This is a genomic window from Sulfurivermis sp. (genome assembly GCF_059410345.1).
In genome coordinates this window covers 22,489-37,178 of the sequence record NZ_JBLJDO010000006.1, presented here as the reverse complement: position 1 = coordinate 37,178, position 14,690 = coordinate 22,489, and the positions used below count along the sequence as shown (strand labels likewise).

Genomic DNA, 14,690 nt, shown 5'->3' with positions numbered 1-14,690 from the left:
CCTGAAGGTATTCTGCGGGCCTTGCTCATCTTGCGGTGCTTGCCAGCACAATCAATTTGATACCGGTGTGGCGATGGTGAAGGAACCTTCCTGTACGTGTTGGCCATCAGCGCTACGCACCCTTACGTAATAGGTGCCCGGAGCGAGGGTGGCGGGCACGGTCCATTTATAGAGCTGGCGGCGTGACGAGCCGGCGCTGCCCAGGCCGCTGGCGATCGTGGCGACGGGTTGCTTTCCGGCATCGAGCAGTTCCAGAACGACGGGTGCGGGCAGGTCACAGAGCTGGGTCCACAGGATGTCATAGGACGATCCATGGCGCCAGGTGTAGTTGCTCTTCGGCGCCTCCAGGAACAGGTGCTTGCCGATGTGGAGGAACTCGCCCACGGTGATGGTGGTGTTGTCCATGGTGGCAATGCGCGGCCGGAACGTGCCCATGCCGAAGCCGAACTGGGCGTCGGTGTAGCCGGCCCAGGTATAACTGCCGCTGTTGGGAATGTCGGCGACGATGCTGCGCCAGACGGTTTCGCCGTTGCCGTCCATCAGGTCGATCTTGACGCGGGTGTCGGCGGGTAAGGTGCTGTTCCAGCGGAACTCGTGTGGCAGGTTGGTGCACCAGGCGGTGTCTTGGGAGGGACTGGTGAAGGTGAGGTCGGGGCTGACCGGGAAACTGACCGGGTTGGCGATCTTGAACGAACCGCTGCTGCTCAACTGATTGTCGGCGCTGCGCACGCGGAAATAGTAGGTGCCCGGCTCCAGGGTACCCGGCACGGTCCAGGTATGCGAATGCGGCAGGTGGTGGCCGGTAGCCGTCAAGCCATCGGCGATGGTGAGTACCGGCTGCTGATTACTGTCGAGCAGCTCCAGGACAGCGGGCGCCGGCAGGTCGCACAACTGCGTCCAGCGGAGGGTGTATTGCGAGCCCTTGCGCCAAGTGTGATTGCTTTGCGGTGCGTTGATCCACAGTGGCTTGCCGAAGTGCAGTGTTTCGCCCAGATGCACCACGCTGTTGTCGGTGGTGGAGATGCGTGGGCGGAACGAACCCATGCCGGAGCCGAATTGGGCATCGGTGTAACCGGGCCAGACGTAACTGCCCGTGTCTGGCGTGCTGGCGACGATGGTGCGCCATATCGTGTTGCCTTGCATCCAGTCGATGCGTACGTTGCTGCCGGCCGGCAGGGTGGAATGCCAGCGGTATTCGTGCGATTGGTTGGTGCACCAACGCGTATTGCTGGCGGGGCTGATAAAACTCAACGCTGGGGTGGCCGGCGTGGGTTGGGCTGCGGGCGTCGGCTGTTCGGCTTGCGGTTCTGTCGCGGTTTCGGTGTCGGAGCTCGCCGTCGCCGGACGCTGACCGCGCTCCAGTTTGGCCCCCGGCAGGCGTGTGCCGGCGGCGTCGGTGCCGATGGTGAATGTCTGGTCGCTGATGTCGGCGTACTTGCCGTCGCGGCTTTGGATACGCACGGTGTACCCACTGCCGGCCTGGATGTCGGCCGGGACGCGCCAGCTTGTCTGGCCTTGCGACAGGTTCACGGGTACGGCGATGTCAGCCACCTTGCGGCCATGTTGTAGCAGATGGATAGCGCCAGGGCCGGAGATGCCATCCGCCTGCCACTGCACCTGTACGCGGCTGCCGTGGGCATATGTTTCGCCGCCGTTGGGGCTGATTATCGTGAGCGTTGCCGCCGTAGGCGCGGCGCGGGTGGGCGTGCGCCCGGCGGGTTTTTGCGGTGCCGCCTGCGGCGCGGCAGGTGTCGGTTCGGCCCTCGGCGCCGTAGGGGGCGGTGCTACCGCCCGGGGAGCAGTGGGGGCCGGAGCGACGGGCGTAGCAGCGCGCGGCGTTGCAGTGGCCGGTGCCGGTTTGGTGCCTTCGGTTGCGGGTTTGACGGTGGTGGGGGCGGGGCGCTTGAGCGGCCGGGCTGGCGCTTCGTCTTCCTGTGTCTTGCTGCTGTTCGTGTCGACCGCATAGATCGGGTTGGTGAGTATTAGACTGAGTACCCCGATCACCACCCAGCCGCTGCTGTAGCCAGAGCGTTTCATCTCCCCCTCCCTTGCACCATGATTGTCGCGTGGGTCATCGCATCTGCGTACGGATTTTTCCCATGAGTTGATACTAGCACCGCCGTCGTTGCCGTGCCGTCTGGCAGTCCCCGGCTGGACTGTTAGTCTCATGGTTGACTACCCATGCAAGGAGATGGCCATGACAATCGTCCTCCAGAAGATCACTCCCTGCCTCTGGTTCAATGATCAGGCCGAGAAGGCGCTGGCCGCCACCTTGGCGAAGCCGGCGCAAAAGGTGTTCTGGGTCGGTCCCGCGGACCGCCAATGAAGCAGGGACTTTATTTGCAGTAGCGTTCGATTTTTTTGGTCAGCGACCGTTCCTGTTCCATCAGCCGGTTGTACTGGCTGGCCTTGTAGCCGGCACGCATGCGGGAGCGCAGGTGTTCGAATTTCTCCTGACGGTCACGCCCTCCGGGGCGGCATCGCCGTAGTGGACCTGGCTTTGGGCGTCGGTCCAGCGCTGGATGGTGGCCGCCTGGACGGTGCAGGCGAGGAACAGGGCAAGCGGAGCGATGAGGTGAACGAGTGCGGGCATGGGCATCCTCCTTGATAACCATGGGCGGGACGATCCTGTCCCGGCCGGAGTATAGCCTCCCCGCGGCGGGGGAGGGCAAGCGCGTCAGTCGATGCGCTCGAAGATCAAATCCCACACGCCGTGGCCAAGACGCTGGCCGCGTTGCTCGAACTTGGTGAGCGGGCGGTAGTCGGGCCGCGGCACATAATCGCCGCTGGGCGAGGTGTTGCGGAAGCCGGCGGCGGCGTGCATCACCTCCAGCATGTGCTGGGCGTAGTTCTCCCAGTCAGTGGCCATGTGGAAATGGCCGCCGATCTTCAACTTGCGGCGCAGCAGTTGGGCGAATTCACCCTGCACGATACGGCGCTTGTGGTGGCGCTTCTTCGGCCAGGGGTCGGCGAAAAACAGATACACCGCATCGAGCGCGTCATCGGTGATGCGCCGGGTGAGCACCTCCACTGCGTCGTCGCGCATCACGCGCAGGTTGGTCAGCGCCAGTTCCTCAATCTTGAGCAGCAGGTGGCCGACACCGGGGGTGTGCACCTCGATGCCGAGGTAGTCGTTGCCGGGGTGGGCCTGGGCGATGGCGGCGAGGGAATCGCCGTTGCCAAAACCGATCTCCAGGATGCGCGGCGTGCGGCGGCCGAAGATGGCGTCGAAGTCGAGCGGCGTATCGCCGCTGGGTACGCCGTAGCGCGGAAACAGCTGGTCCATGGCGCGCTGCTGCGCCGGGGTGAGGCGGCCCTGGCGCAGGGTGTAGGAGCGGATGGCGCGCTGCGGGCGTTCGATTTCGGTCACGATATTCAGAACCACTTCTTGATGCGAAACAGCAGCAGCAGGGCGCTCGCCAGCAGGGCCATGCCGCCGAGGACGAAGAAATAGCCGTAGCGGTGCGCCAGTTCCGGCATGTTCTCGAAGTTCATGCCGTAGATGCTGGCGATGAGCATCAACGGCATGAAGATGGCGGAGATCACCGTCAGGGTACGCATGATCTGGTTGGTGCGGTGCGCCACGGCGGAGAAGTGCAATTGCACCAGCGCCTCCACTTCGTGTTGCTGGGTCAGCGCGAATTTGGTGACACGGCGGATGTGTTCCAGCAGGTCGGTGTAACGCACGTTGAGATGTTCGCTGATGTCGAAGCGCGTGTTGTCACGCCAGGCGAGCAGCGCATCCTCCTGTTCCTCGCACAGGATTTCCAGCCGCCGCAACTGGCTGCGGTGGCCCATTACCACGTACCAGTCACTGAAGGGATGGCGCGGGTCGAGCAACTGGCTGGCCCAGTCCTCCATCTGCAGGGTGAGCGGTTCGCGCAGGGCAAGAAAGCGATCGACCATGGCATTGAGGATCTGCTGCATCAGGCCGGCTGGGCCCATCGGCACGCGGCCCGTGTGGCCCAGCAGGCGTTCCTTGATCCATTTCACCGAGCGGCTGTTGCCCGATTGCACCGTCACCAGCAGGCCGTCGAATAGAAAGAAGGCGGTGGGGCGGGTGGCAAACTCGCCTTCCTCCAGCTCCGGCGCCAGGCTGCGGAAGATCACCATGTCGTAGTCGGAGGTGGCATCGAAGAACGATGGGTGGGCGGTGTTGAAGCTGTCGTTGATGTGACGTTCGTGGATCTTGCACTCGGTGATCTGCTCCACCGTGGCGTACCAGTCCGGTTCCAGATCACGGGTAAAGTCCAGCCAGAGAAAACCCTCTTGTGGCAGATCGGTCAGGCGATCGAGCCGCTGCGGCGCTGCGCCGTGGTTTAGTTGGAGGATGTCCATGGTGGTCACATTGTAGGAGCGGCTTCGTCGCGCTGCAGCCGCTCCTATGCCGGATTAGAAAAATGTGCCGTCGATGGGTGAGGAGGCGCTGGCGTAGCGCTTGCGCGGCATGCGCCCGGCGCGGAAGGCCTCGCGGCCGGCCTCGATGGCCTTCCTCATGGCCGAGGCCATCAGCACCGGGTCTTGCGCCTGGGCGATGGCGGTATTCATCAGCACGCCGTCGCAGCCCAGCTCCATGGCGATGGTGGCATCGGAGGCGGTGCCGACGCCCGCATCGACCAGGATCGGCACCTTGGCGTTCTGCACGATCTCCAGGATGTTGTAGCGGTTCTGGATGCCGAGGCCGGAGCCGATGGGGCCCGCCAGGGGCATCACCGCCACGCAGCCCATCTCCTCCAGGCGCTTGGCGATGATCGGATCGTCGGAGGTGTAGACCATCACCTTGAAGCCGTCCTGCACCAGAATCTCGGCGGCCTTCAGGGTGGCGACCACGTCGGGGTAGAGGGTCTTCTCGTCGCCCAGCACCTCCAGCTTCACCAGGTCGTGGCCGTCGAGCAGTTCGCGCGCGAGCCGGCAGGTGCGCACCGCATCGTCGACGTTGTAGCAGCCGGCAGTGTTGGGCAGGTAGGTGTAGCGATCGGGTGGCAGCACGTCGAGCAGGTTGGGTTCGCCGGGATTCTGGCCGATGTTGGTGCGGCGGATCGCCACGGTGATGATCTCGGCGCCGGCGGCCTCGGTGGCGCGCTTGGTTTCGTCCAGGTCTTTGTACTTGCCGGTGCCGGTGAGCAGGCGGGAACGGTAGGTCTTGCCGGCAATCACCAGCGGGTCATCGATGTTGGGCATGGGGTGTTCCTGCGGCAGTGTGAGATGAATGGCGGATTATACGCGGCGTTCAGCCGCCGCCGATGGCCTGAACCACTTCGACCTTGTCGCCGGGCTGGAAGCGGTGCGTGGCGTAGTGGCTGCGCGGCACGATCTCCAGGTTCACTTCCATGGCGATGCGCTTGCCGGTGAGGGCCATGGCCGCGACCAGATCGGCGGCGGTGTAGTTGTCGGGCACCTCGCGTGCCGCTCCGTTGACGTGAATTTGCATGGGGCGGAAGCCTAGCGGTTGCTGGCCGTGGTCGTCAAACCCGGGCTACTATCGGGTTTGTATCCACCTACGACGGGGGCCGCGCCGCCATGCAAGCAGACCGCACTGACTACATCACCCCGTCACAGGCCGTCACCCTGGATGGCCTGCTGCGCGAGCGGGTGCGGCGCAGCCCGCAGGGGCTGGCCTACCGCAGCTTTGCGCGCGAGGGCGAGCAGTGGCACCGCTGGACCTGGGCCGAGACGGCGCAGGAAGTGGCGCGCTGGCAGCAGGCCCTGGTCACCGAGGGGCTGGCCCCGGGCGAGCGCGTCGCCCTGCTGCTGCGCAACTGTCCGCAGTGGGTGTGGTTCGAGCAGGCCGCCCTCGGCCTCGGCCTGGTGGTGGTGCCGCTGTATCTGGAGGACCGCCCCGACAACACCGCCTATATATTGCAGGACGCCGGGGTGCGCGTGCTGCTGGTGCAGGAAGAGCGCTATGGCCGCCTGCGTGCCGCCCTGGAGGCGGTCGACAGCCTGCAACGCATCGTGGTGGCGGGCGAGGGTGAGGGCGGCGCCCTGGGGCCGCGCGCCTCTGCCCTGGATGAGTGGCTGCCGGCGTCGGGCGCGTATGTACTGGCGCCCCGTGACGGACAGCCCGATGACCTCGCCACCATCGTCTATACCTCGGGCACCACCGGGCGGCCCAAGGGCGTGATGCTCAGTCACCGCAACATCCTCAGCAATACCGAGGCGGCGCTCAGCCTGGAGCGATTCCACCCCGATGATCTGTTTCTGTCCTTTCTGCCCTTGTCGCACATGCTGGAGCGGATGGCCGGCTACTACCTGCCGATGATGGCCGGCGCCGCCGTGGCCTATGCCCGTTCGGTGCAGCAGCTGGCCGAGGACCTGCAACAGCAGCGCCCCACCATCCTCATCGCCGTGCCGCGGGTGTTCGAGCGCGTGTACGGCCGCATCCAGGGCGGACTGGCACAGCGGCCGCCGCTGGCCCGTGCCCTGTTCCACGCCACCCTGACGGTGGGCTGGCGGCGCTTTTTGTGGCGGCAGGGGCGGGCCGGCTGGTCGTGGCCGCTGCTGTTCTGGCCCGTGCTGCAACGTCTGGTCGCGCACAAGGTGGCCGAGCGCCTGGGCGGCAGGCTGCGTCTGGCGGTGAGCGGCGGGGCCGCGTTGTCGCCGGCGGTGGCGCGCTTCTTTCTGTCGCTGGGGCTGGACCTGGTGCAGGGCTATGGCCTGACCGAGGCCAGCCCGGTGGTGAGCGTCAACCTGCCCGGCGACAACGAGCCGTCCAGTGTGGGCCGGCCCTTGCCCGGTATCGAGGTGCGCCTCGGCGCCGACGAGGAACTGCTGGTGCGCGGCCCCAACGTGATGCAGGGCTACTGGAACCACCCGGAGGCCACACACGCCACCATCGACGCCGACGGCTGGCTGCACACCGGCGATCAGGTGCAGATCGACGACGGCCGCATCCACATCACCGGACGGCTGAAGGACATCCTGGTGCTGTCCAACGGCGAGAAGGTGCCGCCATCGGAAATGGAGGGGGCGATCATGCTCGACCCGTTGTTCGAGCACGCCATGCTGCTGGGCGAGGGCGAGGCGCACCTGGCGGCGCTGGTGGTGCTGAACGGCGAACAGTGGCCGGAACTGGCGCGCCAGCTCGGCCTGGACCCGCAGGCCGCGGACAGCCTCAAATCCCCCGCGTTGCAGCGGGCCCTACAGCAGCGCATCGCACAGCTGCTGCGCGATTTTCCCGGCTACGCCAAGGTGCGCCGGGTGGCGGCGACGCTGGAGCCATGGAGCATCGACAACGGTCTGCTCACGCCCACCATGAAGCTGCGCCGGCGCGAGGTGCAGGCGCGTTACCAGGCGCAGATCGAAGCGTTGTTCCACGGCTAGGCGCCCATGCCTGCGCCGCGTTATCGTATGCCGACTCTCATCGGTTGAGCCGCTGCCGCCATGAAACCCCGCCTGATGTTCGATTTGCCCGTGTTGCGTCCGGTGACGGGGCGCTCCTTTGATATCCGCCCGCCGGCGCTGGCGACATGGCTGGCGCAGCTGCCGGTGGCCAGCCTGGGCGAAACCTGCCGTCAGATCTTTCTCGCGCTGTATGAGGTGAACCGCACCCAGCAGCCGCTACAGCTGCGGCTGGAGTTTCTGGAGCGGCTGGCCGAGCCTCTGGCGCTGGTATTGCCGGCCCTGCAACGCCACTATATCGGCCAGCCCTTCCCGCTGCCGGAAAAGGCGCGGCATGTGGCACGTCTCGCCACCGACCTGCAGGTGGAACTGGTCATCGGTTATCGCCTGGTGCTGGAGGGAGTGCGCCACCTGCCCTGGTATAAACCCTGGGGACGGCGGCAGCGCAAGGCGCTGGCGGCCCATCGCATGCTGCACTATCTGGGCGGCATTCTGAGCGACTACCAATGGCAGCACCTGCCCTATCCCCGCGGCGTGTGGCGTACCGTGCACCGCATCTTTCGCCACGAGGGCCATGCCGGCCGTGCGCGCCGGCCGCTGGTGCGCCTGGCCGGTTCCGATACCACCACCACGGTGATGGATGAATACAAACGCCTGCTGCTGCGCTCCCTGGTGCCGCCGGCGCGCATCACTGTCGAGCAGTGGCAGCAGCTGGGCGCTCACCTGGATCAATGGCTGGCCCTGGTCGATCTGGATCCGACCTCGGTGGAGTACGGTTTCTGGGTCCGCCTCGACGGCGACAACCCGCCCACCGAATTGCCGGTGGACATCGTCGGCGCGATGGGCGGCAAGGGCAAATACACCGTGCTCAATACCCGTCCCCTGGTGCATCGGCTGGAGGCGATGCTGGCGGTGGATGGGGAGCCGCTGCCGGCGGGGTTGAGCCGTGACAGCGTAGAGGTGTTGCGCAACGTCTGGAGCGGGGCCCGCGGCCGCCACGCCGAACGGCGCCAGGGGCGCGGACAGGAGATGCAGGTGCAGGTGGGGGTCAGCGGGCTGTACCACGCCCTGGCCGGTGTGATGCCGCCGCGGCCGCCGCAGGTATTGCAACTGGAGTCGGCGAAGACTGCCCATCCGGTCCATGCCTGGACCGGTGGCGAGGTGACTGATGCACCGCCGCCGCCGTTACTGGCGCGGGTGCTGGATCGCAGCGCTACCGGCTATGGACTCGAATTGCCGGCAGGTTCTGCGCAGCCCATCAAGGAGGGTGACGTGATCGGTCTGCGCAACGGGCCGGGGCGGCCCTGGGAAATTGCTTATGTGTGCTGGCTGCGCGCCATGGAAGGTGAGCCGCCGACCCTGGGTGTGCAGCATCTGGCGGTGGAGGCGCTGCCGGTGGATGTGAGCGTGGATGGGCAGGATGGGCACAGCGCACCCCTCGGCTGTCTGCTCGGTACCACGCCCAGCGGCGAGACGGCGCTGTTCATGCCCAACCTGCCCGGGGTGGAACACAAGGCCCTGCGCCTGGCCTACCGCGATCATCAAGCCCCTATCGTGTTGCTGGAGCGCATCGACAGCTCCACCGGGTTCAACGCCTTTTCGTTCGATGTCCCTGAACACGATCAGGCCCATGCCGGCCTGGCCGCGCAGGAGGCCTGGCGCCGCCGGGCGGAGGCGCCGGCCGCCGCCGCCAAGGAGGCGGATCGCTATACCGACGTATGGAACGCGCTTTAATCGGTATCTGTGGTAGAGTTTTGCGGAACCATTTTCACAGTGGGCTTTCCAATGCCCACTGGTAAGGAGTGCAACTGGTTTGACGGGATGTCAAAACACATCACCGTACAGGCCAATGACACCGACACTCAATCTCTCCATTCCCCCACAGCACAAACCCGGCCCCGGCGCCTTCGATACCCGGCCTGAAGCGGTGAGGGCATGGCTGGAGCATTTGCCGCTGGGTCATGCCGGCGAAACGGCGCGCCTGCTGTATCTGGCCCTGCACGAGGTCAACCGCCTCGACGTCAACATTCACCATCGCCTGGAATTTCTCGAGCAGCTTGCCGTGCCCCTGCAGGGCGTGCTCGCCGCGCTCAAACCCCATTACACGGGTAGGCCGTTCCCGCTCGACGCCAAGGCCGCCCGGGTGGCGCAGCTGGCGACCGAGTTGCGTGCCGCCATGATCATCGGCTACCAGATCGTGATGCAGCAGAGCGATACCCTGCACTGGTTCCGCCAGCGCAAGTGGGAGCGGGTGTGGACCACGGCGCTGCACCGCATGCTGCATTACTTCAGCGGCATCTTCACCATTCGTCACCAGCTCCATCTGCCACCGCCGCCCGGCGCCTGGCTGATGATCCACAGCGCCTATCGGCTGCTGGAGGACAACCAATTGCTGGATACCTCCGTGGCCCCTCTTGGCGGCGGTGCGGTCACCACCTTGGGACATGAGTACAAACAGCTGCTGCTACTGGCGCTGTTGCCGCCGCAGCGCATGCAGGCGGCCCAGTTCGACGAGGTGCTGCGCCACATGGCGCAATGGACCGGCGCCCTCGAGCTGTCGCGGCCGGACAGTCCCCAGCGCTGTGCCGATGCCTATTGCATCGACCTGGATCAGGATGTGGCGCCGGGGCCGCTGTGGAAGCTGCATCCGGCACGCGAGCCCAATGTATACAGCCTGCGCCTGCTGAATATGACGCCGCTGCTGGAGCAGATGGCGCAGCAGGTGGAGCAGCAACGCGGCGCTACCGCGCGCATCACGCTGCCTTCCGGTGCGCAAGTGCAGCGTGACACGGCGGCGACATTGCTGACCTGCTGGTTGCGTCCGCCGCAGCGCAATGATGCACGCGAGACGGCGGCCGGCACGGTACATGTGGTGTTGGGTTTGCGGGAGATCCATGCGCTGTTGTCCGGGGTCTCGGCACCGGCAGCGGCCCCGGCTGCGGCGGCCGAGCCCGCCTTGCAGGTGCTGGATGCACAGCTGGAAAAGAAAGAGTCATTTGCGCGCAGCTTGGGCTTTGTCGGCGATCGTGACGAGGAGGCCGACATCTGGGACATGGTGTATACCAGCCGGCCCCGGGAGCAGACCAAGTCATGGGCGGAGGTCGAGGTCGCCAAAACCTACACGCTGGTGTTCGGTGAGTTGGTCAATCGCAGCAATGGCGGCCTGGGCCTGCGCTTTCCGCCCGGCCGGTTGGGCGCGGTGCGCGACGGCGACTTGGTGGCGGTCAGCACCTCCGACGACACCTCCCAGTGGAGTCTCGGCATGGTGCGCTGGTTGCGCGTGGGGGCGGACGGCAGCATCGAGCTGGGTGTGAAGCGCCTGCAACAGCAGGTGGTACCGGCGGCGATCCGCGTCGAGCAGGACGGCAAGCAGAGCGCCCCCATCGATTGTCTGCTGGGCCATGAGCAGGACCAGTTGCGTGTGGTGCTGCCGCAGATCACCGGCTTGGCCAACAAGCGCCTGTGGCTGGCCTCCGCTGGCCGCGAAGTCCCCATCGTGCTGTTGGCACAGCTTGAGTCCTCCGCCGTGTTTCAGATGTACCGTTGCGCCGAGCATCAGGCCCGGCGCAGCCAGCCCGAGGTCAAGGCTGCCTCGGCGACGGACCCCTTCGACAAGTACAAATCGGTGTGGGAAATACTTTAAACGCCCATTAACTTGAGGCCTGTGTCAGGCCGGTAGTATGATGGCCGCCCGTCGCGGGTGTAGTTCAATGGTAGAACTTCAGCTTCCCAAGCTGACTACGTGGGTTCGATTCCCATCACCCGCTCCATTTTCATTCCCACCTTCCGCTTTCCCTGTGGTGATCAGGGTTTTCTCCCGGCAGCAGCCGTGCGCCAACCGGTGTAAGATTGGCCGTATTCCGCCCATGGATCAGGACGCCCCGTCATGAAGAAGATCATCAAGCTCGTTGCCTGGTTGGTGGCCGCATTGGTCATCACCGTGGTGGCCGCCGCCATCATCATCCCGCTGGTCATCGACCCCAATGACTATCGCGACGAGATCAGCGCCGCGGTGAAGAAGCAGACCGGCCGCGAGCTGACCATCGAGGGCGAGATCAAGCTGTCGCTGTTTCCCTGGCTCGGCGTGCGCCTCGGCGCCATGCAGCTGAGCAATGCCGAGGGCTTTGGTCCGGCGCCGTTCGCCCGCATCGGCGAGGCCGATGTGCGGGTGAAGCTGCTGCCCTTGCTGCGCCGTGAAGTGGAGATGGAAAAGATCGTACTGCACGGCCTGGAGGCCAACCTCGGCCGCCGTGCCGACGGCAGCACCAACTGGGATGACCTGGTCGGTGCCGCCGGCGAAGCAACTGCCCCGGCGGAGAAGACCGCGCCGGCTGAAACGGCCCCCGCCGACCCGGCGACGGCCCTCGGCGCCATTGCCCTGGGCGGTCTGGAACTGCGCGACGCCAAGGTGGTGTGGGACGATCGTCAGTCCGGCGCCCGCTATGCCATCGAACATTTGCATCTCGAGATCAGCGCCATCCGTCTCAATGAGCCCTTCGATATCGCGCTGGAGTTCGACGTCGACAGCAGTCAGCCGCAGCTGCGCGGCCATATTCGTTTCGCCAGCCGCGTCACGCTGGACCTGCAGGGCCAGAAGTATCGTCTCGACACCACCACCCTCGCCGCCGATGTGCAAAGCGCGCTGATCCCGGGCGGCAAGGCCCGTGCGCGTCTGCAGGCGGATGTGCAGGCCGATCTGGCTGCGCAGACCGCCAGCATCGCCGGCCTCAAGCTGGAGGCGCAGGGCGTGACGGTGCAGGGCAAGGTAGATGCTTCTTCCATCCTGGCGCAGCCGGATGCCAAGGGCAGCTTGCAGATCATGATCAGCGATGCCGCCACGCTGCTGGCGCCGTTCCAGGCGCAGTTGCCGCCGGGGATGCAAGCGGCGGCCGTGCAGGGCAGCCGTGTCGACATGTCCTTTGATCTTTCGCTGGGCCGGCAGACCGTCAAGGTCAGCCCCCTCAACATCCAGACGCTGGGCCTGACCATCAACGGCCAGGTGAACGGCAGCAAGATCATCGATGCACCGCAGTTCTCCGGCCGTATCGAACTGGGTGAGTTCGTGCCACGCGACCTGCTCGCCACCCTGGGCATCGCCTTGCCGGAGATGGCCGATCCGTCTACCTTGACCAAGGCCGCGCTCGCCTTCGATTTCAGCGCCGGCCTTAACCAGGCCGCCCTCAGCAAGTTGCAGCTGCGCTTCGATGATTCCACCCTGAGCGGCAGCGCGTCGGTGCGCAACTTCCAGCAGCCGGCGCTGCGCTACGATCTCACGCTGGATGAAGTGGATGCGGATCGCTATCTGCCGCCGCCCAAGGAGAAACCGGTGCCGGCGACACCGGCCGCCGCCGCGGCCGGTGTGGTGGAGTTGCCGCCGGAGACCATCGCGCAGTTGCGCGCCCTGGACGTGGATGGCACGGCGCGCATCGGCAAGTTCAAGGTGATGAATCTGCGCTCCAGCGATATCCACGCCACGGTGAAGGCCGCCGGCGGCCTGCTGCGCGTGCATCCGGTGGGAGCCAAGCTCTACGGCGGCGGTTACGACGGCAATCTCAGCCTCGACGTGCGCGGCAACGTGCCGCTGCTGGGCATGGATGAAAAGCTGGCCGGCGTGCAGGCGGGTCCGCTGCTCAAGGACTTCATGGGCAAGGACTATGTCAGCGGCACCGCCAATGTCAGCGCCAGACTCACGGCGCGCGGCATCGATCCGATGGATGTGCGCAAGAGCCTCACCGGCAATGCCGCCTTCAGCTTCACCGACGGCGCCGTCAACGGCATCAACATCGCCCAGCTGATCCGTAACGCCTACGCCTCTTACCAAAAGCAACCGGCGCCGCCCGACGAGGTGCGCAGCACCGACTTCGCCGCCATCAGCGGCACCGCCACCCTCAAGGATGGCCTGGTGACCAACACCGATCTCAAGGCCAATTCGCCGCTGTTCCGTGTCGAGGGCCGCGGCACCGCCCACCTCGCCACCGAGGCGCTGGACTATCTGGTGCGCGCCGCCATCGTCGGCACGCTGGAGGGGCAGGGCGGCAAGGCACTGGACGACCTGAAAGGGCTGACCATTCCGCTGCGCATCACCGGCAGCTTCACCGAGCCCAAGTTCAACGTCGAATTGGGCTCCCTGCTCGACGAAAAGGCCAAGCAGGCCATCGAGGCGGAAAAGAAAAAGGCCGCGGCGGCCCTGGAGGCCGAGAAGAAAAAGGCCCAGGAGGAAATGCAGAAAAAGCTCGATGCCGAGAAGCAGAAGCTGCAACAGAATCTGCAGAAGCAGTTGCAGGACGCCATCAAGCTGCGATGAGTTCATTCGCCGACCGGCTGCTCGCCTGGCACGACGAGCACGGCCGCAAGGATCTGCCCTGGCAAAGCGACCCCACCCCCTACCGGGTGTGGGTGTCGGAGGTGATGCTGCAACAGACCCAGGTGGCGACGGTCATCCCCTATTTCGAACGCTTCATGGCGCGCTTTCCCGCCGTGACCGCGCTGGCTGCCGCGTCTCTCGACGAAGTACTCGCCCTTTGGAGCGGGCTCGGCTATTACAGCCGTGCCCGCAATCTGCACCGCGCCGCCGGCCTCATCGCCGCCGAACACGGCGGCGTGTTTCCTGCCACGCTGGCGCAGGTGATGGCGCTGCCCGGTGTGGGCCGCTCCACTGCGGGCGCCATCCTGGCCCTGTCACAGAACCAGCGCCATCCCATCCTCGACGGCAATGTGCGTCGCGTGCTGGCGCGCTACCACGCCATCGATGGCTGGCCCGGGCAGGCGGAGGTGGAGCGCCTGCTGTGGCAGAAGGCGGAGGAGCACACCCCCGTCGCGCGCGTGGCCCAGTACACCCAGGCGATCATGGACCTGGGCGCCACCCTGTGCATGCGCAGCCGCCCACGCTGCGGCGACTGTCCGCAGGCGGAAACCTGCCTGGCCCATGCCGGCGGCGCTGCGCTGCGCTATCCGGCGCCGCGTCCGCGCAAGACCCTGCCCGAGCGCCACGCCACCTTCCTGCTGGTGACCAACGAGCGCGGCGAGGTATTGCTGGAGCGCCGCCCGCCCAGCGGTATCTGGGGCGGGTTGTGGACCCCGCCCGAAGCGGATGAGCCGGTGGCGGACTGGTGCCATCGCCGCGGCTTCGCGCTGCGCGCGGAGCAGGCCTGGCCGCCATTGCGCCACACCTTCAGCCATTTCCATCTCGATATATCCCCGCTGCATGTGCGGGTTGCAGACGCGGGCGGGACGATCATGGAAGCAGGCGGCGCAGTCTGGTATAAAACCGAGCTTTGCGATCAACTGGGCCTGCCCGCACCGATCAAGCGCTTGGTGGCGCGGCTGGGCCGTGACGAATGAGGATGTTG

Annotated in this window: 12 protein-coding genes and 1 tRNA gene; 7 read left to right on the top strand and 6 right to left on the bottom strand. The window is 66.0% G+C overall.

From position 1 onward, the window contains the following. Nucleotides 1–51: 51 nt before the first annotated feature. Nucleotides 52–2,037, bottom strand: a complete 1,986-nt coding sequence (locus ACMV8A_RS06830; RefSeq protein WP_495325012.1) for a Ser-Thr-rich GPI-anchored membrane family protein — start codon at nt 2,035–2,037, stop codon at nt 52–54. A gap of 160 nt (nt 2,038–2,197) precedes the next feature. Between ACMV8A_RS06830 and ACMV8A_RS06825 the strand changes: the two genes are divergently transcribed. Then, the gene (locus tag ACMV8A_RS06825) at nt 2,198–2,326 is read left to right on the top strand and encodes a hypothetical protein (protein ID WP_495325011.1); all 129 of its coding nucleotides are present in this window, start codon (nt 2,198–2,200) and stop codon (nt 2,324–2,326) included. Between the two features lie 60 nt (nt 2,327–2,386). Here ACMV8A_RS06825 and ACMV8A_RS06820 read toward each other — a convergent pair whose 3' ends face one another. The 5 genes from ACMV8A_RS06820 to thiS form a co-directional block, all read right to left on the bottom strand. Further along, entirely contained in the window at nt 2,387–2,593 is a 207-nt protein-coding gene (locus tag ACMV8A_RS06820; protein ID WP_495325010.1) for a DUF4124 domain-containing protein, read from the bottom strand. A gap of 84 nt (nt 2,594–2,677) precedes the next feature. Next, the gene (trmB, locus tag ACMV8A_RS06815; protein ID WP_495325143.1) at nt 2,678–3,373 is read right to left on the bottom strand and encodes a tRNA (guanosine(46)-N7)-methyltransferase TrmB; all 696 of its coding nucleotides are present in this window, start codon (nt 3,371–3,373) and stop codon (nt 2,678–2,680) included. Nucleotides 3,374–3,375: 2 nt separating this feature from the next. Next, nucleotides 3,376–4,338 (bottom strand): magnesium transporter CorA family protein, encoded by a 963-nt coding sequence (locus ACMV8A_RS06810; protein WP_495325009.1) that lies wholly within the window; start codon nt 4,336–4,338, stop codon nt 3,376–3,378. A 54-nt stretch (nt 4,339–4,392) separates the two neighbouring features. Continuing rightward, the gene (locus ACMV8A_RS06805; RefSeq protein ID WP_495325008.1) at nt 4,393–5,181 is read right to left on the bottom strand and encodes a thiazole synthase; all 789 of its coding nucleotides are present in this window, start codon (nt 5,179–5,181) and stop codon (nt 4,393–4,395) included. Nucleotides 5,182–5,230: 49 nt separating this feature from the next. Further along, nucleotides 5,231–5,431, bottom strand: a complete 201-nt coding sequence (thiS, locus tag ACMV8A_RS06800; RefSeq protein WP_495325007.1) for a sulfur carrier protein ThiS — start codon at nt 5,429–5,431, stop codon at nt 5,231–5,233. 89 nt (nt 5,432–5,520) lie between these two features. Here thiS and ACMV8A_RS06795 point away from each other — a divergent pair, with 89 nt between their 5' ends. From ACMV8A_RS06795 to mutY, 6 genes are all read left to right on the top strand, one after another. Continuing rightward, nucleotides 5,521–7,323 (top strand): AMP-dependent synthetase/ligase, encoded by a 1,803-nt coding sequence (locus ACMV8A_RS06795; protein ID WP_495325006.1) that lies wholly within the window; start codon nt 5,521–5,523, stop codon nt 7,321–7,323. A 75-nt stretch (nt 7,324–7,398) separates the two neighbouring features. Beyond that, a complete protein-coding gene (locus ACMV8A_RS06790) occupies nt 7,399–9,075 on the top strand; it encodes a cyclic-di-GMP receptor FimW-related protein (protein ID WP_495325005.1) in 1,677 nt (558 codons plus the stop codon). A gap of 115 nt (nt 9,076–9,190) precedes the next feature. Then, complete coding sequence (locus ACMV8A_RS06785; protein ID WP_495325004.1) at nt 9,191–10,984, top strand: cyclic-di-GMP receptor FimW-related protein; 1,794 nt, start codon at nt 9,191–9,193, stop codon at nt 10,982–10,984. A 53-nt stretch (nt 10,985–11,037) separates the two neighbouring features. Next, nucleotides 11,038–11,111: transfer RNA gene (locus ACMV8A_RS06780), tRNA-Gly, on the top strand. Nucleotides 11,112–11,227: 116 nt separating this feature from the next. Further along, nucleotides 11,228–13,645 carry an AsmA family protein gene (locus ACMV8A_RS06775; RefSeq protein ID WP_495325003.1) on the top strand — a complete coding sequence of 806 codons (2,418 nt, stop codon included), beginning with the start codon at nt 11,228–11,230 and terminating at the stop codon, nt 13,643–13,645. Then, entirely contained in the window at nt 13,642–14,682 is a 1,041-nt protein-coding gene (gene mutY / locus ACMV8A_RS06770) for an A/G-specific adenine glycosylase (RefSeq protein WP_495325002.1), read from the top strand. The genes ACMV8A_RS06775 and mutY overlap by 4 nt, the downstream gene beginning before the upstream one ends. Nucleotides 14,683–14,690 lie beyond the last annotated feature (8 nt).

What these genes read in the sequence shown, in the direction of transcription:
- ACMV8A_RS06830 (WP_495325012.1), bottom strand. Translation starts at nt 2,037, where the DNA reads ATGAAACGCTCTGGCTACAGCAGCGGCTGGGTGGTGATCGGGGTACTC.
- ACMV8A_RS06825 (WP_495325011.1), top strand. Translation starts at nt 2,198, where the DNA reads ATGACAATCGTCCTCCAGAAGATCACTCCCTGCCTCTGGTTCAATGAT.
- ACMV8A_RS06820 (WP_495325010.1), bottom strand. Translation starts at nt 2,593, where the DNA reads ATGCCCGCACTCGTTCACCTCATCGCTCCGCTTGCCCTGTTCCTCGCC.
- ACMV8A_RS06810 (WP_495325009.1), bottom strand. Translation starts at nt 4,338, where the DNA reads ATGGACATCCTCCAACTAAACCACGGCGCAGCGCCGCAGCGGCTCGAT.
- ACMV8A_RS06805 (WP_495325008.1), bottom strand. Translation starts at nt 5,181, where the DNA reads ATGCCCAACATCGATGACCCGCTGGTGATTGCCGGCAAGACCTACCGT.
- thiS (WP_495325007.1), bottom strand. Translation starts at nt 5,431, where the DNA reads ATGCAAATTCACGTCAACGGAGCGGCACGCGAGGTGCCCGACAACTAC.
- ACMV8A_RS06795 (WP_495325006.1), top strand. Translation starts at nt 5,521, where the DNA reads ATGCAAGCAGACCGCACTGACTACATCACCCCGTCACAGGCCGTCACC.
- ACMV8A_RS06790 (WP_495325005.1), top strand. Translation starts at nt 7,399, where the DNA reads ATGTTCGATTTGCCCGTGTTGCGTCCGGTGACGGGGCGCTCCTTTGAT.
- ACMV8A_RS06785 (WP_495325004.1), top strand. Translation starts at nt 9,191, where the DNA reads ATGACACCGACACTCAATCTCTCCATTCCCCCACAGCACAAACCCGGC.
- ACMV8A_RS06775 (WP_495325003.1), top strand. Translation starts at nt 11,228, where the DNA reads ATGAAGAAGATCATCAAGCTCGTTGCCTGGTTGGTGGCCGCATTGGTC.
- mutY (WP_495325002.1), top strand. Translation starts at nt 13,642, where the DNA reads ATGAGTTCATTCGCCGACCGGCTGCTCGCCTGGCACGACGAGCACGGC.